Source organism: Phenylobacterium sp. (assembly GCF_019636135.1).
Taxonomy (GTDB): Bacteria; Pseudomonadota; Alphaproteobacteria; order Caulobacterales; family Caulobacteraceae; genus Phenylobacterium.
Map to the genome: position 1 here is coordinate 1 of NZ_JAHBYD010000004.1, position 20,663 is coordinate 20,663.

Sequence of the window (20,663 nt, forward strand, 5' to 3'; positions counted from 1 at the left end):
ACCGCGCCGATCATCGAGCGGTTCACGTAGGCGTTGCCCGCCGGGACGGTCTCGCGGACCTCCTCGGCAAACGCCTCGATGCGCGAATGCACGCCCAGCGTCAGGCCGTAGCGGGCCTGCACCAGCGGGGCCGCGGCCTTCTCCAGCTTCGCCGGGTCGTAGCGGACGACGTGCAGCACCGGGCCGAACACCTCCTTCTGCAGGAAGGACGCGTCGGGGATCTCGGCCAGGGTCGGCGCGAAGAAGTGGCCCCCCTTCGGGACACCCAGGCGCTCCAGCACCTTGGCGTCCGCCTCCAGCCTGCGGACGTGCGCCTCCAGCGCGGCCTGCGCCTCGGCGTCGATCACGGGGCCGATGTCGGTGCGCGGATCGGCGGGGTCGCCGACGACCAGGGTCTTCATCGCGCCCTGGAGGCCGTCGATCAGCAGGTCGGCCGTATCATGCGGCAGGAAGAGGATGCGCAGCGCCGAGCAGCGCTGGCCGGCCGAGCCGAAGCCGGACGTCAGCACGTCGTCGATCACTTGCTCGCGCAGCGCGGTCGTATCGACGAACATGGCGTTGAGGCCGCCCGTCTCGGCGATGAACGGCACGATCGGCCCCTGCCGCGCGGCCAGCGTGCGGTTGATCGCCCAGGCCGTGTCCGTGCCGCCGGTGAAGGCGACGCCGTCGCAGCCGGGGTGCGCGGTGAGCTGCGCGCCCACCGTCGCCCCGTCGCCGGGCAGCAGGTGCAGCAGGTCGGCCGGGACGCCCGCGGCGTGGAACAGCTTCACCGCCTCGGCGGCGATGATCGGGGTCTGTTCGGCGGGCTTGGCCAGCACGCCGTTGCCGGCGGCGAGCGCGGCGGCGATCTGGCCGGTGAAGATGGCCAACGGGAAGTTCCACGGGCTGATGCAGACGAAGACGCCGCGCCCGTGCAGGCTCAAGCTGTTCGTCTCGCCGACCGGCCCGCGCATCGTCTCGGGCTGGGCGAACTGCCGCTCGGCCAGGTGGGCGTAGTAGCGGCAGAAGTCGGCGGCCTCGCGCACCTCGGCGACGGCGTCGGCGAGCGTCTTGCCGGCCTCGCGCACGCAGACAGCGATCAAGCGGTCGCGGTGGGCCTCCAGCGCGTCGCCCATGGCGCGCAGCACGGTCGCCCGGCCTTCGCCGCCGCGGCGGTCCCAGGCGGGTTGCGCGGCCTTCGCCGCCGTGAACGCGGCGCCCACGTGCAGCGGCGTAGCGGCCCAGGTGCGGCCGATCTCGCGGCCGAGGTCCTGCGGCGAGAGCGCGGCCTGCCCGGCGCCCTCGGTCACCAGCTTGCCGGAGACGATCGGGGCGCCCTGCAGCGCCGGCAGCGCGTCGACGGCCGCGGTCAGCCGGTCGCGCACCCCGGCGATGGAGAGGTCGAGGCCCATCGAGTTCTTCCGCGACGGGCCGTAGATGTCGCGCGGCAGGGGGATGCGCGGGTGCGGCCCGGCGCCGGCCGCCTCCACCGCGCCGACGGGATCGACCACGACCTTGCCGACCGGCGTCTTCTCGTCGAGCAGCGCATGCACGAACGAGGTGTTGGCGCCGTTCTCCAGCAGCCGGCGCACCAGGTAGGGCAGCAGGTCCTCGTGGCTGCCCACCGGCGCGTAGACCCTGAGCGGGAAGTCGCCGTAGCGCTCGTGGGCGGCGGCGTAGAGCGCCTCGCCCATGCCGTGCAGCCGCTGGAACTCGACGGCCAGGCCCATCTGGCTGGCCATCAGGCGCACGGCCGCCAGCGTGTGGGCGTTGTGGGTCGCGAACTGGCCGTAGAGGTGCGGCGCGGCGGAGAGCAGCGCCCGTGCGCAGGCGAGGTAGGAGACGTCGGTCGCCGCCTTGGTCGTGTAGACGGGATAGCCTTCGAGCCCCGCCACCTGGGCGCGCTTGATCTCCGAGTCCCAGTAGGCGCCCTTCACCAGCCGCACCATCAGGCGGCGGCCCGACGACCGCGCGATGCCGGCCACCGCCTCGATCGTCCGCGGCCCGCGCTTCTGGTAGGCCTGCACCGCGAGGCCCAGGCCCTTCCACGTCCCCAGCGCCGGTTCACGCGCCAGCCGGTCCAGGATCTCCAGGGAGATGACGAGCCGGTCGGCCTCCTCGGCGTCGAGGGTGAAGTTGATGTTGGCCTCCGCGGCCGTCTGCGCCAGGCGCAGCACGCGCGGGTAGAGGTCGGCGAACACCCGCTCGGCCTGGCGCGCCTCGTAGCGCGGCGAGAGCGCCGAGAGCTTCACGGATATGCCGTGGCCGCGCTCCGGGCCCTGGCCTGTCGCCGCCCTGCCGACCACGGTGATCGCCCGCGCATAGGCCGCCTCGTAGCGGTCGGCGTCGGCGTCGGTGCGCGCGCCCTCGCCCAGCATGTCGTAGCTGCAGACGAAGCCGTCGTCGGCGGCGCGCTTCAGCGCCTTCTCGATGGTGGCGCCCAGCACGAACTGCTCGCCCATGATGCGCACCGCGGCGCCCACGGCGCGGCGGATCACCGGCTCGCCCAGCCGCCCGGCCAGCCGCCTGACGAAGCCCGGCAGGTCGTTGCGGGCCTCCTCGTCCGGGTCGATCAGCTTGCCGGTCAGCATGAGGCTCCAGGTCGAGGCGTTGACCAGGATCGAGTCCGACTTGCCCGCGTGGCTGGCCCAGTCGGCCGAGGCGATCTTCTCGGCGATCAGGCGGTCTCGGGTCTCCTCGTCGGGCGTGCGCAGCAGGGCCTCGGCCAGGCACATCAGCGCCAGCCCCTCGCGCGTCGACAGGCTGAATTCCTGCAGGAAGCTCTCGACCACGCCCTGGCGGTCGGCGGTCCTGCGCGCCGCGCGCACCAGCGCCTCGGCCTCGCCCACCACCGCCTCGCGGTCCTGCGGGCTCAATGGCCGGCCGGCCAGCAGGCCGGCGAGCGCCGTGCGTTCGTCGGCGAACTTGCCGTCGTCCAGGTGATCGAACGCCATGAATGCCCTCCGCGGCTGACGATGTGCGGAATAATCCAGACTTCTCCGAATGTGCTACGTTAGATATCCATGATCGCCGGACATTTCCGGCCGGAGCGCGCACATGGCGAATAACCTGCGGCTGGACGACACGGATCGCCGGCTTCTCCGCGCCTTGCAGGCCGACGGCCGGATCTCGAACGCCGAACTGGCCGAGCGCTGCAACCTCTCGCCCAGCGCCTGCTCGGACCGCGTGCGGCGCCTGCGCGACAGCGGCTACATCACGGGCTTCGCGGCGCTCATCGACCCGCAGATGGTCGAGCGGGGCGTGCTGATCTTCGTGGAGGTGGTGCTGGACCGCACGACCCCCGAGGTGTTCGAGACCTTCGCCGCCGCCGCCCGCCGCGCGCCCGACGTGCTGGAGTGCCACATGGTCGCCGGCGGCTTCGACTACCTCATCAAGAGCCGCGTCCGCGACCTGGCCGCCTGGCGCAAGTTCCTCGAGGACGTCCTGGTCCGCATCCCCGGCGTCCGCGAGACCCGCACCTACGCCGTGCTGGAGGAGGTGAAGTCGACCACGGTGCTCCCGATCTGAGCACCCTTCCCTCCCTTGATGGGCAGGGCGATCGCATATGGATGTGGGCGGCCGAAAGGCCGTCAGTCGAACCGCAGAGATCGCAGAGATACGCAGAGGATTCCGGTGGATCCGCGACCCTCTCTGCGCATCTCCGCGATCTCTGCGGTTCAAGAATCGGGCGGACGAGCCGCCCACAAACCATATGCGATCGCCCTGCCTTGATGGGGAGGGACAGACCGTAGCGCGGTCAGGGTGGTCCAGGCGCGGCGTTTCGTGATTGGCCGTCGAGCGGGCGACTTCCTCCTCTCCCGGGACGCGCCGCTGCGCGGCCCGCCGAGGGCAGGCTAGGAGGGTTGGGTGGTGGTGTGGCCGCGGCGTTGCGGCAGATGGCGCATGTGGCGTCGACGCCTCTCGCGCCCGGCCGGTAAGGTCCTGCGCACACCACCATCCCCGACCCTTCCTCCATCGAGGAGGAAGGGAGACCCTTTTCGCCCTATCTGTCGGGCGGGCACGCAATTTTGCGAAGGGGCGAAGGGGGCGCCGCGCTCCGGGCCATGCTCCCTCACCCTGGCCGCTGCGCGGCCTGTCCCTCCCCATCAAGGGCGGGAAAGAAAAGGGCCCGGCGTCGCCGCCGGGCCCTCGTCTCGTTCGCAGTCAGCGATCGACTTAGAAGTTGATGTCGATCGTCGAGCGGCGGTTCAGCGGTTCCTTCACGCCGTCGCCGGTGGCGACCGCGAGCTGGGTCTCGCCCTTCCAGTCGACCGAGAGGGTCGTCTGGTTCACGCCCGAGCCCACCAGGGCGTCAGCGACGGCCTTGGCGCGGCGCTCGGACAGGCGGACGTTGTACGCCTGCGAACCGGAGCTGTCGGTGTGGCCCACGACCACGACGCGGGTGGCGTTGCCGCCCATGGCGTAGTTGGCCGCATCGGTGATCACCGCCTGCGCTTCCGGCGTGATCACGTACTGATCGAACGGGAAGTAGACGATGAACTGCTTGGCCTCGTAGGCCGCCGGCGGAGGCGGCGGGGGCGGAGGCGGCGGCGGGGGAGGCGGCGGCGGAGGCGGCGGGGGCGGGGGCGGAGGCGGCGGCTCGGCCACGGCGAAGATGTAGCGCAGACCCAGCGTCACCGCCTGGTCCTTGTACTGGCCCGAGAACACGCCCGGCTGCAGGCCGGTCGCCACGCTGCCCGTCGACGTGAAGTCGAGGTCCGAGCCCGCGAGGTAGCGGTAGGTCAGGTCGACGCGCAGTTGGTCGGTGGCCCGCCAGGCGAGGCCCGCGATGAACTGATAGGCGAACGCGGTGTCGCTGTCGTCGATCGTCAGGTTCTGGATGGCGTTGGCCGCGGCGGTGCCGACCGGCACGTTCGAGAACTGGCCCGTGACGTCCATCGAGACGTGGTTCGCGCCGATGCCGGCGCCGATGAACGGGTTGATCACGCTGTTCGGCGCGATGTCGTAGATGATGTTGCCCATCACCGTCCACGCCGACACGTCGCCGTCGGGCTTGCCGCAGGCGGGCGCGGCCGGGGTGCGCGTCACGCCGGGGGTGCAGAGGCCGACGATCGCCTGGTTGGCGCCGCCACGGATCGACTCGATGTCGCCCGAGCGGTAGCCGACTTCCAGTTCGACGCGCCAGTGGTCGGTCAACTGGTAGCCGAGGCGGGCGAAACCGGCCCAGTCGTCTTCCTGGTTGAAGTCCCAGTCATACGCCGCGCCGTTCGGCGCGTTGTTCGAGGACGCCATCTCGAACTCTTGGGGCCAGTGGTACCCGAGGTCCACGGCGCCATACCAACCTTCTTGGGCAGCGGCTCCGGATGCGGCGAACGCCGCAGCCATCGCGGCCCCAGCCAGGAGTTTCAACTTCATAATCAGAGCCCTCTCGTTGCCCTCAGGTGGTGCGGCCGTTCGACCCAGCCGCCGTTATAACAAGGCCGGATGGTTGCGAAAGTGTCGCCAGGGCCACACTCGGAGCGCAATTTCGCCAGCCTTTACCAAGCTCTACCAAGACGTCATAGCCCCGTTCCTGCACAAATGGTCGGATTTGCACGGAACCGCGAACAGAACGCCCCTGGCCGACCCGTCCGACAGCCGCCGTCCGGGTCCCGATCTCATCGCCAGCACCTCGGCAAGTCTCGCCCGACGCGGGATGTTCGGACGCCGACCCCTGACCCAAGTCCTTGGCTTTCCTTGTAAACATACGTCGGTGACGCAGCCGGGGCCCGCGAATGCCGGTCCGCCGCGCTCCCAGTCGTCCGTGAGCCGATGATGGTCATGCGCTTTCCCCGACCGCCAGGCCCTCGCCTTCGCGTCAGCCGGTCAACGAGCAAGGCTCCGCTTGGTTCCGCCCCGTCGGACGGCGGATGAATTTTTTCGGACGGCCGTGATTCCGGCGCCATTCCGCCGTCACGGCTTGGCCTGCCGCTCCCGGAAGCGCCGGGAGCGGCCGCCGAGCGATTCGGGGCGGTTGAGCGCCTTGCGGAATTCGTCGCGCCGTTCGTGGATCGAGGCGATCACCAGGCCCATGGGCACGCCGATCTCCACCAGCACCGCCTCCGAGAGCTGCAGGCTGGCCTCGACGGTCTCGGGCACCGCGTCTGTGGCGCCCAGGTCGTAGAGCCGTTGCGCGTGGCGCGCGTCGCGGGCGCGGGCCACGATGGTCAGGTCCGGCCGCAGCTCGCGGGCCACCGCGACGATCGTCTCCACGCCCTCGGGGTCGTCCATGGTCACCACCAGCGCCGGGGCGTCGGCGAGGCCGCAGCGGAGCAGGAAGTCGGCGCGCGCCGCGTCGCCGAAATAGATGGTCTCGCCCGCGCGGCGGCCCTGGTCCACCAGCCGCGGGTCGAGCTCGGCGCCCACCCACGGCAGCGCGTGGCGCTTCAGCATGTCGCCCACCAGCCGCCCGACGCGCCCGTAGCCGACCACCAGCACCTTGGGCGCCTCGTCGCCGGACGGGGCTTCAGGCTTCTCGGCGGGCTGCTCGGCGGGCGTCACGCGGCGGCCGCCCAGCCGCAGGCCGAGCTGCGCCAGGAACGGGATGGAGAACATCGAGAGCGTGGCGGCCACCAGCGCCGTCTGGCCCACGTCGCGCGGCACGAGCCCCTCCGTCATCGCCTGCCCCAGGATGACGAAGGCGAACTCGCCGGCGCCCGCCAGCAGCAGCGCCGCCTCGATGGCGCTCTTGGTCTTCAGGCCGAACGCCTTCCCGAGCCCGAAGATGATCGCCGTGTTCATGGCCAGCAGTCCGACCGCCGCGCCCAGGATCACCAGCGGACGATCCAGCAGCAGCGGCACGTTCAGGCCGATCCCCACCGACAGGAAGAAGAGCCCGAGCAGCAGCCCCTTGAACGGCTCGACCCGCACCTCGACCTCGTGGCGGAACTCGGTCTCGGCCAGCAGCAGGCCGGCGATGAAGGCGCCCAGCGCCATGGAAAGGCCGGTGATCGCGCTCACCAGGCCCGCGCCCACCACCACCAGCAGGCAGGCGGCGACGAACAGCTCCTCGCTCTTGGCGCGGGCCACCGAGCGCAGCATCGGGCGCATCAGGAAGCGGCCGAACAGGAACAGGAACGCCACGCCCAGCACCGCCGGCAGGACCGAGAGCAGCAGGGCAGGCGACAGCGGCTGGTCGGTCCGGTCGCCCATGAGCGTCAGCGTCACCAGGATCGGCGCCACCGCCAGGTCCTGGAACAGCAGCACCGAGAAGGTCGCGCGGCCGGCCACCGCATGCTGGCGCTTCTGCTCGGTCAGGATCGGCATGACGATGGCGGTGGACGACAGCGCCAGCGCGGCGCCCAGCGCGATCGCCGCGGCCGGCGGCTGGCCGGCGAAATAGGCCACCACCGCCGTCGCGCTCAGGCAGAGCGCCACCTGCAGCGCGCCGAGGCCGAACACATACCGGCGCAGCGACCGCAGGCGCTCCCACGAGAGCTCCAGGCCGATGGCGAACAGCAGGAACACCACCCCGAACTCCGCGAGCTGCGCGAGCTCGTCCGGGTTGGCGATGGTGAAGGCGTCCAGCCAGGAGACTTCGCGCGCGAGCTGGCCCAGGCCGTAGGGCCCCAGCAGCACGCCCGCGCCCAGGAACCCCAGGATCGGGCTGATACGCCATTGCCGGAAAAGCGGGACGACGACCCCGGCCGTGGCCAGGAACAGCACCACATCCTTGTACGCGCCGGGCTGAACCTCGCCTGCCATCCGGTCTCCCAATTGTCTGGACCGGAACACTATGGCCTACCCGGGCCGCTTGCGGAATCCCGCGAGCGCTCTAGAAGCGCAATACCGTGGAAAGGCCGAAGACCGCTCAGATCACGCCGCAGGCCGAGCGCCGCGCCCTGATCGCGCTCGTCGCGGTCTTCGCGCTGCTGGTCCAGGCGCTGTTCCCGGCCGTCGCCGCCGCCTCGCCGCTGTCCGGCCCGGGCATGACGATCTGCACCGGGATGGGCCTCTCGGCCGACCTGCCGGGCGGCCCGCAGCCCGCGACGCCCGCCCACGGCTGCGACCACTGCCTCTGCCCGGCGCCCACAGCCCTGCCGCCCGCGATCGCCGGCGCGCCGGTCGAGATGGTGCGCTACGCGGAGACGGCGCCTTCGCTGACGCCGCGCGCCGTCACGGTCAGCCCGGGCCGCGGCCTGGCCGCGCCGCCACCGCCGTCCCGGGGGCCACCCGCGCCGAACGCCTGAAACGACGCCGCCGGCGCGCGAACCCGCGCGCCCGTCCTTCACGTTCGGAATCCATCTCCATGTCCCGCACACGCGCCCTCGCGCGCGCCCTCCGCCTTGGCGCCTGCGCCTGGCCCGCCCTCGCTTGCCCGACGCCCGCCTGGAGCGCGGACGAGGCCCCGCCCACCGTCGACAGCGTCATCGTCACCGGCGCGCGCAACCCGGAAGACCCGCCGGTGGTCCAGGCGGCCCGCAAGCGCCTGTCCGAGACGCCCGGCGCCGTCTCCGTGATCTCGCAGGAGAGCTACGCCGGCCGCTTCGCCGTGGCCCTCGACGACGTCCTGCGCGACGCGCCCGGCGTCTACGCGCAGAAGAAGTGGGGCGGCGACATCCGCATCTCGATCCGCGGCTCGGGCATCGGCAACGCCAACCACAACCGCGGCCTGCTGATCGCGCAGGACGGCGTGCCGCTGAACGAGGCCGACGGCTACGGCGACAGCCAGATCGCCGATCCGCTCAACACCCGCTTCACCGAGGTCTACCGCGGCGGCAATGCGCTGCGCTTCGGCGGCGCGCTGCTGGGCGGGGCGATCAACATGGTGACGCCGACCGGCAGGACGGCCGGCTACGACACCCTGCTGCGCGTGGACGGCGGCAGCTTCGGCCTGCACCGCGAGCATGTCGCCGTGGCCCGGCAGGCCGGCGACTGGGACGTCTACGCCGCGGCCACCAACCAGCGCGGGCAGGGCTGGCGCCCGCAGAGCCAGCAGAACATCCAGTTCGGCTCGCTGAACGTGGGCCGGAGCTTCGGCGAGGACCGCGAGGTCCGCCTGATCATCAATGGGTCCAACATCAACCAGGAGATCCCCGGCGCGCTCACCCGCGCGCAGTTCGACGCCAACCCGCGCCAGCCCGCGCCCGGCAACTACGCCAACGACCAGGGCCGCAACCAGCGCGGCGTGCGCACGTCGCTGCGCACCACGTGGCGGCTCGGCGACTCCACCGTGTTCGAGGGCGCGGTCTACGGCGTCTGGAAGGACCTCGACCATCCGATCTTCCAGGTCATCGACCAGGAGAGCCGCAACTACGGCGCCTTCGGCCGCCTCGACTGGCAGGGGGAACTGGGCGGCCGCCGCGCCGACGCCTATCTCGGCGCCTGGCTGCGCACCGGCGACCTCGACTCCAACTTCTACGTCAACGTGAAGGGCGCCCGCGGCGCGCCGACCTCGCGCACCCGCCAGAACGCCGACGCCACCGACGTCTTCGGCGAGGGCCGCCTCTTCGTCAGCGACCGGCTGGCCCTGGTGGCCGGCGCGACCTGGGGCACGGCCGACCGCGACTACCAGCAGTATGCGATCCCCGGCCAGCCCGCGACCTTCAACCTGAAGGCCTCGAAGGCCTACGCGTGGCTCGCCCCGCGCATCGGCCTTCTCTGGGAGGACGAGGGCGGCGTGCAGTTGTTCGCCAACCTCACGAAATCGGTGGAGCCGCCGAACCACGGCTCGCTGTCGCCCACCGGGACCGGCTTCGCGCCCGTGAAAGCCCAGGCCGCCTGGACCGCCGAGATCGGGACCCGGGGCCGCCGCGGCCCGCTCACCTGGGACCTCACCGCCTACCGCGCCGAACTCGACCGCGAACTGCTGCAGTTCACGGTGGCGCCGAATATCCCGGCCTCCACCTTCAACGCCGGCGACACCGTCCACCAGGGCGTCGAGGCGGCGCTGGACTGGGAGGTCGCGAAGGGCCTTCGCCTGCGCCAGACCTACACCTTCTCCGACTTCCGCTTCCGGGGGGACAGCCAGTACGGCGACAACCGCCTGCCGATCGCGCCGAAGCACTTCTACCGCGCCGAGCTGCGCTGGCGGCATCCATCGGGCTGGTTCGTCGCGCCGTCGCTCGAGGCCTCGTCCGCCGTCTGGGTCGACTACCGCAACACGACGAAGGCGCCGGCCTACACGGTGTTCAACCTGGGCGCCGGATACGCCGTGAACGACCGCGTCAGCGTCTTCCTCGACATCCGCAACCTCGCGGGCAAGGACTACATCTCCAACGTCCAGGCGCAGATCGCGGCTACCGTGGCCAGCGCCGCCTACTGGCCCGGCGACGGGCGTTCCGTGTTCGGAGGCCTCACATGGTCGTTCTGAGACTGGCCGCGGCGGGGGCGGCGCCGCGCGGGCCGTCAGCCTCGTCCCCGCGACACCAGCGCCTGATGCCGGCCACGTTCATCACGACTAAGGTGTCCGCATGAAGCTCGCCCTCGCCGCCGCCGCGGCGCTCACCCTCGCCGCCACCGCCGCGCACGCCGCGCCGAAGGTCTCCGCCGCCTGGAGCCGGCCCGCCGCCCAGGGCTCGACCGGCGCGGGCTACATGACACTCAGCAACGCGGGCCCCGCCGACGCGCTGGTCGCCGTCGAGAGCCCGCTCTCGGGCCATGTGATGATCCACCAGTCGGCGGTCGCGAACGGCATGGCCTCGATGAAGATGGTCGACCGCGTGCCCGTGGCGACCGGCCGGAGCGTCACATTCGCCCCCGGCGGATACCACCTGATGTTCATGGGCCTGACCAGGGCGCTCGGCGTCGGCGACACGCTGCCCGCCACCCTGGTCTTCGCCAGCGGCGCGAGGGTGAAGGCGTCGTTCGTCGTGGGTTTGGCCCCGCCGGTCGCCGCGCCCGCCCGCAAGTGACCGCCTGACAAAAATGTAACGCGCGTAACGGGGCGGCCCGGAGGCATGATCGCGCCGATTTCGCCCTATCGCCCCTCGCGGCGCATCGAGAGAGCACGACCCCACCCATGAAGACCCCCTGGCTCGCCGTCGCGTCCGCGGCCGCCCTGCTCGTGGCGGCCCCCGTCCTGTCCGGGCCCGCCTTCGCCGCCGACGGCGCCACCGCCCCCGAAACCCCCGTGCGCGACCTGACGAAGGCGCCGCGCATGGGGCCGTGGGGCTTCGACGCCACGGGCATGGACCGCTCGGTGAGGCCCGGCGACGACTTCTTCCGCTACGCCAACGGCGCCTACATGGAGAAGCTGGAGATCCCGGCCGACCGCTCCAGCTACGGCGCCTTCAACACCCTCGACGAACTGTCCAGCGACCGCCTGAGGGCCGTCATCGAAAAGGCCTCGGCCGCCGCCGCCGCGCACGGCCCCGAGGCCCAGGTGGGCGCGCTCTACAGGAGCTACATGGACGAGGCCAGGGTCGAGGCCCTGGGCGCCACGCCGCTGGCTCCCGATCTCGCCAGGATCCGCGCCGCGAGGAGCCGCGACGAGATCGCCCGCCTGATGGGGGCGACCGCCAAGGGCTTCGGCCGCAGTTTCTTCGACCCGCAGGTCTACGACGACTCCAAGGACCCGCTGAGGTACGCGGTCTACCTGAGCCAGGGCGGCGTCACGCTGCCCGACCGCGACTACTACCTCGACGACAGGTTCAAGCCGCAGCGCGAGGCCTACGAGGCCTACATCGCGAAGATGCTGAAGCTGGGCGGCTGGGCGAACCCGGAGGCGAACGCCAGGGCGATCGTCGCCATGGAGACCGAGATCGCCAAGGTCTCGTGGACCCGCGCCGAGCGCCGCGACGACGACAAGACCTACAACCCCGTCGAGACCGCCGAACTGGCGCGCTTCGCGCCGGGCTTCCCCTGGGCCGCCTTCCTGGCCGGCGCCGACCTGTCGGCGGCCCGGCGCGTGATCGTGGCGGAGAACACCGCCTTCCCGAAGATCGCCCAGGTGTTCGCCCGGACCGACGTCGAGACGCTGAAGGCCTGGCTCGCCTTCACGACCACCGACCAGGCTTCGCCGTACCTGTCGAAGGCCTTCGACCAGGCCCGCTTCGACTTCCGCTCGAAGACGCTGTCGGGCGTCCAGCAGCAGCGGCCGCGCTGGAAGCGGGCGGTCGATACGGTGGACGGCAGCCTGGGCGGGGCGGTCGGCAAGCTCTACGTCGAGGCCTACTTCCCGCCCGAGAACAAGGCGCGGATGGAGGCCCTGGTCGGCGATATCCGCACCGCGCTCGCCGCCCGTATCCGCAGGCTCGACTGGATGGGCCCCGAGACCAAGGCCAAGGCGCTGGAGAAGCTCGGCAAGTTCAACGTGAAGATCGGCTATCCCGACAAATGGCGCGACTACGCCGCGCTCACGATCAGGGCCGACGACCTCTATGGCGACATCGAGCGCGCCTCGGCCTTCGACTGGGACTACCGGATCAGGCGGATCAACGACCCGGTCGACCGCGGCGAGTGGGAGATGACCCCCGGCACGATCAACGCCTACTATTCCCCGACCCGGAACGAGATCGTCTTCCCGGCCGCCATCCTGCAGCCGCCGTTCTTCGACCCTGAGGGCGACCCGGCCGTCAACTACGGCGGCATCGGCGGGGTGATCGGCCACGAGATCACCCACGGCTTCGACGACCAGGGCCGCAAGTCGGACGGCGACGGCCGCCTGGCCGAATGGTGGACCGCCGAGGATGCCGCCAAGTTCAACGCCCGGGCCAAGGTCCTGGGCGACCAGTACTCGGCCACCGAGATCCTGCCGGGCGCGAAGATCAACGGCGAGTTGACCATGGGCGAGAACATCGCCGACCTGGGCGGCCTGCTGCTGGCGCTCGATGCCTACCACCTGTCGCTGAAGGGCCGCCCCGCGCCGGTGATCGACGGGCTGACCGGCGACCAGCGCGTGTTCCTGGGCTGGGCGCAGGTGTGGCGGGGCAAGTACCGCGACGACCTGATGAAGCAGATCCTGGTCAGCGACCCGCATTCGCCCCCGGTCGCCCGCGTCGACATCCCCGTGCGCAACATCGACGCCTTCTACGAGGCCTTCGACGTGAAGCCTGGCGACCCGATGTACATCCCGCCCGAGAAGCGCGCGCGGATCTGGTGACCCCTCCCTCCCTTAATGGGGAGGGACAGGCCGCGTAGCGGCCAGGGTGGGGCAGTGTGGGTCGGAACCCAGCGCGTGGGGATTTGCCAATCCCGAAGCGCCAGCGCTTTGGATCAGGCTTCCCCACCCTGCGCGCCTGACGGCGCGCTGTCCCTCCCCATTAAGGGAGGGAAGATTTTTGACTCTTTCGTCGAAACTTGGGGTCGCCAGACAAAGAATCGGCCCGCAGCGGGGGATAGTCGCTGCGGGCCGCCTTGAGCAGTCGCTCTGATAGAGCGGGCGTTTCCTCCCCGAAACGCCGGAGACCTCAGGACTAGCGCCTTCATGTCTCTCGCGATGTGACAGGACGGCAATTTTCTACCCGAGTCAACGGGGCCTCACTCGGAATTGAGCACGGATGACGATAAAACTGCACTTCGCGGGAAGCTTTGCGTCGTTTTTTGACGGGCTAGTCAAAATACGCGTTCTTCCAATCGCCGGAACGGCAGGCACCTGACGTCGAAGACGAAGTCCGGCTTCGACACCGTGACCGGGCCCAGCCCCGCCGCGCTGAGCGCCAGCGCCGAATCCGCCACCTGGGTCGAATCGACGAGAAGGCCGTTCGGCCGCCGCGATGCGCCCGCCGCCACCAGCCCCTCGACCACCGCCGCCTCGGCCGCGTCGCCGCGCGCCGGCCAGGCCAGCGTCGCGCTCTTGAGCGCCGCCGCGCGGGCCTCGACGATCCGCAGCAGCCGTTCCGCCGCCGTCAGGGCGTCCGCATCCCACGCCGCGCGCAGGCTGGCCGCCAGTTGCGCCTGGCTCTTCAGCATCACGCCGTCGCCCAGCACCTTCAGCCCGTTGGCCTGCAGCGTCGCGCCCGTGGTGGTGATGTCGACCACCAGCTCGGCCGCGCCCGTCGCCGGCGCCCCTTCGGTCGCCCCGCCCGACTCCACGATCCGGTAGTCGGCCACGCCGTGGCGCGCGAAGAAGGCGCGGGTCTGCGCCAGGTACTTGGTCGCCACCCGCATCCGCCGGCCGGTCCGCGACAGGTGCTCGTGGGCCACCTCCTCCAGGTCGGCCATGTTCTCCACGTCGAGCCAGCTCTTGGGCGCGGCCACCACCAGGTCGGCCCGGCCGAAGCCCAGCGCGCGCAGCAGCAGCACGCGGCTGTCCAGGTCCTCGCCGCGCTCGCGCAGCAGGTCCTCGCCGGTGACGCCCAGGTGGACCTCCCCCGCATCCAGCGCGTCGGCGATGTCGGCCGCCGACAGCAGCCGCACCTGCGCGCCGGGTACGCCCTTCAGGCTGGCGACGTAGCCGCGCGCGCCGCCGGTGACCTCGAGCTTCAGCCCGCTGTCGGCCAGCCAGCCCTCGACCTGTTCCTTCAGCCGCCCCTTGGACGGAATGGCGATGATCAGGCTCATGCTTCGCCTCCCGGCCCCTCGCCGTCGCGCCACGCCCGCCAGGGCCGGACCATGCAGCCCACCGCCCGCGCGTCGCCCGCGCCGCCCAACCGCGTCAGCAGGCCGTCGTAACGACCCCCCACGGCCACCGGCCGCTCGGGCCCGAGGCCGGCCGACCGCACCTCGAAGGTGATGCCGTCGTAGTAGTCGAACGCGTGGCCCAGCGCCGGGGTGAACCGCGTCGCCTCGGGGGGGGCGATCCGCGACAGCTCCTGCAACCGCGCCTCCCAGCCGCCGAGCGCCGCCTTCAGCGCCGCGTCCTTCCGGCCCGCCAGCTCGCGGACCTTGGCGAAGGCGTAGGCCGGCGCGTCGTCGATCGCCATGAAGGCGCGGATCGCGTCGGCCTGGCCCTCGGTCAGCGCCGGCGCCTGGGCCGCCTCGGCCTTGCGCACCAGCCGCGCGGCGATCTCCGCCGGCCCGCGGCCGCCCACGGGCTCCACGCCCGCCAGCGCCCAGACTTCCTCCAGCAAGGCCGCCGCCTGCGCTTCCGAGAGCCCCGCCAGCAGCCCGGCCAGCGTGCCGCCGCCGGACCCGTTCGCCTCGCCGACGCGCGACAGCTCGTTCCACAGCAGCCGCGGCCGTCCGGCCACGCGCTTCAGCCGGCCGCTGAGCCCCTCCGGCAGGTCCAGGCTTTCCACGAACGCCGAGAACAGCGCCACGTCGCCCAGCCACAGCGACAGGTCCTTGCGCCCGCCCGCCGCCGCCGCGCGCCACGCCAAGCCCGCGATCTCGGCGTCCGCCGCCTCGACCGCGCCGCCGCCCGGCGAGAACATCTCCAGCCCGACCTGCACGAACTCCTCGGGCCTGTCGGCCCCTGACGACGCCCGGAACGCCGCGCCCTCGTACCAGTAGGCGCCGGCCGCGCGGCCGCTCTCGATGTGCCGGCGGGCGATGGCCACGGTGAAGTCGGGCCGCAGGCAGCTCTCGGCCCCGCCCTCGGACTGCACGACGAACAGCCGCGCCCGCATCGCCTCGCCGGCGAGGTCGAGCAGCAGGTTCAGCGGCTGCAGCAGCGGCGCGTCGGCGCGCTCGGCCCCGGAGGCCTCCAGGGGCGCGCGGACGGCGGCCGCGATCTCGGCCGGGACGGCGGGCTCGACGCGCATCACTGCGCGTCCAGGATGCGCCGCAGCGCCGCGACCAGCTCGCCGCGCGGGATCGTCTGCTGGCCCGGCCGCTCGGCCCGCCACTCGGCGTTGTCGCTGACCTTCGAGGCCAGCTCGCGGCCGAGGTCGAGGTCCTTCACGGTGACCGTCCCGGCCGCCAGCTCGTCGTCGCCGACGATGATGGCGGCGGGCGACAGCCGCCGGTCCGCATACTTCATCTGCGCCTTCATGCCCGACGAGCCCAGGTAGACCTCGGCCGGGATCCCCGCCGCGCGCACCTCGCGGGCGACGGCGAAGTAGTCGGCCATCCGGTCGGGCGAGAAGGCGATCACCACCACCGGCCCCCGCGCGGCCCTGGCCATGTCGCGGCCCGCGGCCCGGAGCGCCGAGGCCAGCCGCGAGACGCCGAACGAGAAGCCGGTGGCCGGCGTCCGCTCGCCGGTGAACCGCGCCACCAGGTCGTCGTAGCGCCCGCCGCCGCCGATGGAGCCGAACCGCATCGGCTGGCCCTTCTCGTCCAGCGTGGAGAGCAGCAGCTCCGCCTCGAACACCGGGCCGGTGTAGTATTCGAGCCCCCGCACCACCGAGGGGTCGACGATGGCGCGCTCGGCGCCCACGCCCAGGCCCTTCAGCGCCGCGTCGATGGCGGCCAGCTCCGCCAGCCCCTCGTCGCCCTCGGCCGAGCCGCCGACCACGTCGGCCAGCTTCGCCAGCGTCTCCGCCCGCCCGCCGACCCCGGCCGCGGTGAACGCCAGCACCCGCTCGGCCGCCGAGGCGTTCAGCCCCGCGCCCCTGGTGAAGGCGCCGGACTCGTCCTTGCGCCCCTCGCCCAGCAGGAGGCGCACGCCGTCCGGCCCCAGCCGGTCCAGCTTGTCCACGGCCCGCAGCACCGCCAGCTTCTGGCCCTCGTCGGTCACGCCCGCCGCGGCCATCAGGCCGTTCAGCAGCTTGCGGTTGTTGATCTTGATCACCGCCGCGCCGGCCGGCAGGCCCGCGGCCTCCAGGCCCTCGGCCACCATGGCGATGATCTCGGCGTCGGCTTCCGGGCGCGCCGAGCCCACCGTGTCGGCGTCGCACTGCACGAACTCGCGGAACCGGCCCGGTCCCGGCTTCTCGTTGCGCCATACCGGACCGTAGGCGTAGCGGCGGAACGGCTTGGGCAGCGTCTCCCAGTTCTGCGCCGCGAACCGCGCCAGCGGCGCCGTCAGGTCGTAGCGCAGCGCCACCCACTGCTCGTCGTCGTCGGTCAGCGCGAAGACGCCCTCGTTCGGGCGGTCGGTGTCGGGCAGGAACTTGCCGAGCGCGTCGACGTACTCGAACGCCCCGGTCTCCAGCGGCTCGAAGCCCCAGCGCTCGTAGACGCCGCTGACGGCGGCCAGGATCGCGCGCTCGCCGACCACGTCGCGGGCGCGCCGGTCGATGAATCCGCGGGGCGTTCGGGCTTCGGGGCGCTCGCTCATGGCGGGGCGCTTAGCGTCTGGGGCGGTCTCACTCAAGGAAAGGCTCATCGGTCGTCTCGGTTTGGCGGAGAAGACGGACGAAGCGGGAAGCCCCAGGCCCCGTCCGCGTCCGGCGGGGCTTCGGGAGGGGTTCGCGTCAGGCCACGCGCACGCCGTCCGAACCCGCCGGGGTCGGATGGTGAAGGCCGTGATGGTGCGCGAGCCGCGTCATGACGGCTGCGCTTCTAGCGGAACTTCGTGAACGAGTCACGACGGGCGCCGGGGCCGCCTGTGCTAGCCTCCCGGAAAAGAGGAGGAACCGCGATGCCGGACGACCTGAGCGCGCCCACCGCCGCCCATGAGGTGATCGACCTCTGGCCCGGCGCCCCGCCGCGGATCATCGAGGACGTCCCGCCCGAGAGCGCGTTCAGCCCGCCCGCAGGCCTCGCCGCCCACACGACGATGCTGCGCAACGTCTCGCACCCGACGCTGACGGTCTATCGCCCGACGGGCGAGGCCAACGGCTCCAGCGTCATCGTCTGCCCCGGCGGCGGCTGGTCCATCCTGGCCTGGGAGCACGAGGGCGTCGACGTCGCCGAGTGGTTCGCGGCGCGCGGCTACACCGCCTTCCTGCTGAAGTACCGCGTCTCGGCCACGCCGGCCGACCCGGCCGCCTTCGCCGCGCGCATGGCGCAGAACGACAGCCTGCTGTCCGAGCCCCTGACGGCCGCCAGGGCGCCGAAGGCGATGGGCGACATCGTCCGCGACGAGCGCCTGCTCCACGCCCGCGAGATCGCCGCCGACGATGGCCGCCGCGCCCTGGCCCTCGTGCGCGAACGCGCCGCCGATTTCGGCCTGGACCCCGCCAGGGTCGGCATGATCGGCTTCTCGGCCGGCGCCTTCCTGGTCGTCGACGTGGCCATGGACCCGCGGGGGCCGCCGCCCGCCTTCCTCGCGCCGATCTACGGCGGCGAGACCCGCGGCCGGCCGGTCCCCGCCGACGCCCCGCCGCTCTTCACCTGCATCGCCCACGACGACCGGCTGCTGTTCCACATGGTCGAGGGGCTCTACCTCGACTGGTCGGCGGCCGACCGCTCGTCGGAGCTGCACATCTTCGCCCGCGGGACGCACGGCTTCGGCATGGTGCGCCAGGGCGCCCCGTCGGACCGCTGGATCGACCTCCTCGGCGCCTGGCTCGCAGACAAGGGCTTCGGCTAAGCAAAGTTGCGATGCCCCTCCGACAGATAGGGCATGAACGGGCCGCCGCTTCCGTTCGACTCCTCGGCGACCCTGCTCGGGCGCTCGCGGCGGCAAATCTCGTTTGCGGGCCGCTGAACTTTATTCGGTAGGTCCGGCGCGAGGCCCGCCCCTACGGTCCAGGCGTCATGACCGCCTCAAAGACCGCCGGGACCGGCGAACGCCCCCACTTCGGCTGGCTCTCGATCGGCCTCTATGGCCTGGGATCGATCTCGAACTCGGTGAAGTCGAGCGGCCTCGCGACCTTCCTGATGATCTTCTACAACCAGGTGATGGGCCTGCCGGCCAGCCTGGTGGGCTTCGGCATCGGCTTCGCCCTGATCGTCGACGCCTTCATCGACCCCGCGGTGGGCCAGCTCTCGGACAACACCCGCTCGCGCTGGGGCCGGCGGCATCCGTTCATGTACGCGGCCGCCGCGCCGGTCGCGATCTGCTTCTTCCTGATCTGGAACCCGCCGACCGGCCTCGAGCACATGCAGCTCTTCGCCTACATGATGGCCTGCCTGCTGACGATCCGGCTCTTCGACACCTTCTTCGAGCTGCCGTCCTCGGCCCTGATGCCCGAGCTGGTCGAGGGCTACGACCGGCGCACGGTCGTGGTCGCGGTGCGCGTCCTGATGAGCACCCTGGGCAGCATGGGCATGACCGTCTTCGCCTATCAGGTGGCGATGAGGGAACAGCCCGGCGGCGGGGGCGGCGTCCTGGCGAAGGACGGTTATCTCTCCTACTCGATCGCCGGCGCGCTGGTGATCCTGACCACCATCCTGGTCTCGTCCGTCGCCACCCACCGGTTCATCCCGTGGCTGCGCCAGGCCGGCGCGAAGTCGGCGGCCCGCACCGACCACCTGAAGCAGGTCCTCGAGGTGCTGAGGAACCGCGCCTTCCTGACCATCATGGGCTCGGGCGCGCTGGTGTACCTGGTCGCCGGGATCACCCAGGGCCTGGCGATCTACATCTCGCTCTTCTTCTGGGAGCTGACCCAGGCGCAACTCGCGGGGCTCGCTGCGACGACGGCGGCCGCCAGCCTCACCGGCGTGATCATCGCGCCGCAGCTCACCAAGCGGATCGGCAAGAAGGAGGCCGCCCTCATCGGCTATTTCGTGGGCGCGATGGGCGAGCTCACCCCGTTCATCCTGCGCCTGCTCGGCCTGGCGCCGGACAACGGCGACCCGGCGCTCTTCTCCCTGCTGGCCGCCGGCCGCTTCGTGAACTTCGTCTCCTGGAGCGTCACCGGCATCTGCATCTCCGCCATGATCGCCGACGTGGTGGAGGACAACGCCGTCAGGACCGGCCGCCGGTCCGAGGGCTTCCTGTTCGCCGCCGACAGCCTGTTCAAGAAGATCGCCTCGGCGGGCGGGCCGGCGCTGGCGGGCCTGGTGCTCTCGGCCGCCCACTTCCCGATCGGCGCCAGGAAGGGCGAGGTCTCGCCCGAGGTGCTGCAGACCCTGATCACCCTGTACCTGCCGATGCTGGTGGCGATCTACACGGTCTCGATGAGCATCATGGCCTTCTACAACATCAACCGCCACTCCCACGCCGCCAACCTGGAGGCGCTGAGGGAGGCGTAGGGGCGCCGGCGTCCCATTGAACCGCAGGGATCGCAAAGGAGTCCGCGAAGACCTCTGCGATCCCTGCGGTCAAGGACGGCGCTGACGGCGGAGCGCGGCCGGCGCAGGCTCAGGCCGCGTCGGCCGTCTTGCGCAGGAGCACCGGCGTGTAGTCCACGCGATCGCCCTTCGCGTTCTTGACGCCGGGAGCCAGGTCTTCCTTCGTGCCCAGTTCGCGCAGCAGGCTGGCGAACTCGAAGGCGATCCCGTCCGGGTCGCGGAAGTACATCGAGCGGATCCAGGTGTCGGCGTCGGGCGTCTCGCCGAACGGGTCCGGGCTGCCGTGGTTGATCGTCCGCACCGTGATCCCGCGCGAGCGCATGGCGGCCAGGATCTCGTCGAAGCGCTCGGCCGGGACGTCCAGCGCCACGTGGTTCATCGAGGCGATGGCGGTCTTCGCGCCGTCCTTGCGGACGTCCAGCGGCTGCGAGGCGATGCCGGGCGCATAGGCCGGCGCGCCGTCGAACGTCATGTACGAGAGCATCGCCCCGTTGCCCATGTCGTGGAAGCTGTGCTGGCCGCCGCCGGGCAGCTCTTCCATCTTCACGAGCGGGATGCCGATCTCCTCCCAGAACTTCACCGTCTCGTACATGTCGGAACAGACGAGGGCGACGTGGCTCAGGCCGCGGGTCGGGACATCGGACATTCGGAACCTCCCTCCGCCGGTCGTCCGGCGGGCTTCGGGCCGAAGGCTACACCCAAGGCGAAAGCCGCCTCCACGGAGGAAAAATTTGCGCCCCGTCAACTGTCGTTTGCGTCCCCGCGCGAGCGCGCCGTCCTGGCCCTACCTCTACATC

The 20,663-nt window shown here is 71.6% G+C and carries 14 protein-coding genes; 7 read left to right on the plus strand and 7 right to left on the minus strand.

The genetic code is table 11. The features are described from left to right. Window positions 1-2,933: bifunctional proline dehydrogenase/L-glutamate gamma-semialdehyde dehydrogenase PutA (gene putA / locus KF737_RS03770; protein ID WP_296450519.1), on the minus strand; the 2,933-nt coding region annotated here is incomplete at its 3' end. A gap of 103 nt (window positions 2,934-3,036) precedes the next feature. On the opposite strand from putA, the gene KF737_RS03775 reads away from it, so the two are divergent. After that, window positions 3,037-3,507, plus strand: a complete 471-nt coding sequence (locus KF737_RS03775; RefSeq protein WP_296450520.1) for a winged helix-turn-helix transcriptional regulator — start codon at window positions 3,037-3,039, stop codon at window positions 3,505-3,507. Between the two features lie 648 nt (window positions 3,508-4,155). Here the strand turns inward: KF737_RS03775 and KF737_RS03780 are convergent. Together KF737_RS03780 and KF737_RS03785 are read right to left on the minus strand one after the other, a co-directional pair. Further along, window positions 4,156-5,355, minus strand: coding sequence for an outer membrane beta-barrel protein (locus KF737_RS03780; protein WP_296450521.1), 1,200 nt, complete (start codon window positions 5,353-5,355; stop codon window positions 4,156-4,158). Between the two features lie 537 nt (window positions 5,356-5,892). After that, window positions 5,893-7,683, minus strand: a complete 1,791-nt coding sequence (locus KF737_RS03785) for a cation:proton antiporter (RefSeq protein ID WP_296450522.1) — start codon at window positions 7,681-7,683, stop codon at window positions 5,893-5,895. 86 nt (window positions 7,684-7,769) lie between these two features. On the opposite strand from KF737_RS03785, the gene KF737_RS03790 reads away from it, so the two are divergent. The 4 genes from KF737_RS03790 (at window position 7,770) to KF737_RS03805 (ending at window position 13,021) form a co-directional block, all read left to right on the plus strand. Then, a complete protein-coding gene (locus tag KF737_RS03790; RefSeq protein ID WP_296450523.1) occupies window positions 7,770-8,168 on the plus strand; it encodes a DUF2946 family protein in 399 nt (132 codons plus the stop codon). A 59-nt stretch (window positions 8,169-8,227) separates the two neighbouring features. Continuing rightward, entirely contained in the window at window positions 8,228-10,291 is a 2,064-nt protein-coding gene (locus KF737_RS03795; RefSeq protein WP_296450524.1) for a TonB-dependent receptor, read from the plus strand. Window positions 10,292-10,391: 100 nt separating this feature from the next. Further along, window positions 10,392-10,832, plus strand: coding sequence for a copper chaperone PCu(A)C (locus KF737_RS03800; RefSeq protein WP_296450525.1), 441 nt, complete (start codon window positions 10,392-10,394; stop codon window positions 10,830-10,832). A 107-nt stretch (window positions 10,833-10,939) separates the two neighbouring features. Next, window positions 10,940-13,021, plus strand: coding sequence for a M13-type metalloendopeptidase (locus KF737_RS03805; RefSeq protein ID WP_296450526.1), 2,082 nt, complete (start codon window positions 10,940-10,942; stop codon window positions 13,019-13,021). Between the two features lie 452 nt (window positions 13,022-13,473). Here KF737_RS03805 and hisG read toward each other — a convergent pair whose 3' ends face one another. From hisG to hisS, 3 genes are read right to left on the minus strand one after another with little or no spacing between them, the layout of a single operon-like run. Beyond that, entirely contained in the window at window positions 13,474-14,421 is a 948-nt protein-coding gene (hisG, locus tag KF737_RS03810; protein ID WP_296450527.1) for an ATP phosphoribosyltransferase, read from the minus strand. Then, window positions 14,418-15,563, minus strand: a complete 1,146-nt coding sequence (locus KF737_RS03815; protein ID WP_296450528.1) for an ATP phosphoribosyltransferase regulatory subunit — start codon at window positions 15,561-15,563, stop codon at window positions 14,418-14,420. The genes hisG and KF737_RS03815 overlap by 4 nt, the downstream gene beginning before the upstream one ends. Further along, window positions 15,563-17,071, minus strand: coding sequence for a histidine--tRNA ligase (gene hisS / locus KF737_RS03820; protein ID WP_296450529.1), 1,509 nt, complete (start codon window positions 17,069-17,071; stop codon window positions 15,563-15,565). The genes KF737_RS03815 and hisS overlap by 1 nt, the downstream gene beginning before the upstream one ends. A gap of 255 nt (window positions 17,072-17,326) precedes the next feature. On the opposite strand from hisS, the gene KF737_RS03825 reads away from it, so the two are divergent. Continuing rightward, a complete protein-coding gene (locus KF737_RS03825; protein ID WP_296450530.1) occupies window positions 17,327-18,220 on the plus strand; it encodes an alpha/beta hydrolase fold domain-containing protein in 894 nt (297 codons plus the stop codon). A 167-nt stretch (window positions 18,221-18,387) separates the two neighbouring features. Further along, the gene (locus tag KF737_RS03830) at window positions 18,388-19,827 is read left to right on the plus strand and encodes an MFS transporter (RefSeq protein WP_296450531.1); all 1,440 of its coding nucleotides are present in this window, start codon (window positions 18,388-18,390) and stop codon (window positions 19,825-19,827) included. 109 nt (window positions 19,828-19,936) lie between these two features. Here KF737_RS03830 and KF737_RS03835 read toward each other — a convergent pair whose 3' ends face one another. Then, window positions 19,937-20,512, minus strand: coding sequence for a VOC family protein (locus tag KF737_RS03835; RefSeq protein WP_296450532.1), 576 nt, complete (start codon window positions 20,510-20,512; stop codon window positions 19,937-19,939). Window positions 20,513-20,663: the final 151 nt, after the last annotated feature.

Bases quoted from the DNA above. Each gene is read 5' to 3' on its own strand.
- KF737_RS03775 (WP_296450520.1), top strand. From the start codon at position 3,037: ATGGCGAATAACCTGCGGCTGGACGACACGGATCGCCGGCTTCTCCGC.
- KF737_RS03780 (WP_296450521.1), bottom strand. From the start codon at position 5,355: ATGAAGTTGAAACTCCTGGCTGGGGCCGCGATGGCTGCGGCGTTCGCC.
- KF737_RS03785 (WP_296450522.1), bottom strand. From the start codon at position 7,683: ATGGCAGGCGAGGTTCAGCCCGGCGCGTACAAGGATGTGGTGCTGTTC.
- KF737_RS03795 (WP_296450524.1), top strand. From the start codon at position 8,228: ATGTCCCGCACACGCGCCCTCGCGCGCGCCCTCCGCCTTGGCGCCTGC.
- KF737_RS03800 (WP_296450525.1), top strand. From the start codon at position 10,392: ATGAAGCTCGCCCTCGCCGCCGCCGCGGCGCTCACCCTCGCCGCCACC.
- KF737_RS03805 (WP_296450526.1), top strand. From the start codon at position 10,940: ATGAAGACCCCCTGGCTCGCCGTCGCGTCCGCGGCCGCCCTGCTCGTG.
- hisG (WP_296450527.1), bottom strand. From the start codon at position 14,421: ATGAGCCTGATCATCGCCATTCCGTCCAAGGGGCGGCTGAAGGAACAG.
- KF737_RS03815 (WP_296450528.1), bottom strand. From the start codon at position 15,563: ATGCGCGTCGAGCCCGCCGTCCCGGCCGAGATCGCGGCCGCCGTCCGC.
- hisS (WP_296450529.1), bottom strand. From the start codon at position 17,071: ATGAGCCTTTCCTTGAGTGAGACCGCCCCAGACGCTAAGCGCCCCGCC.
- KF737_RS03825 (WP_296450530.1), top strand. From the start codon at position 17,327: ATGCCGGACGACCTGAGCGCGCCCACCGCCGCCCATGAGGTGATCGAC.
- KF737_RS03830 (WP_296450531.1), top strand. From the start codon at position 18,388: ATGACCGCCTCAAAGACCGCCGGGACCGGCGAACGCCCCCACTTCGGC.
- KF737_RS03835 (WP_296450532.1), bottom strand. From the start codon at position 20,512: ATGTCCGATGTCCCGACCCGCGGCCTGAGCCACGTCGCCCTCGTCTGT.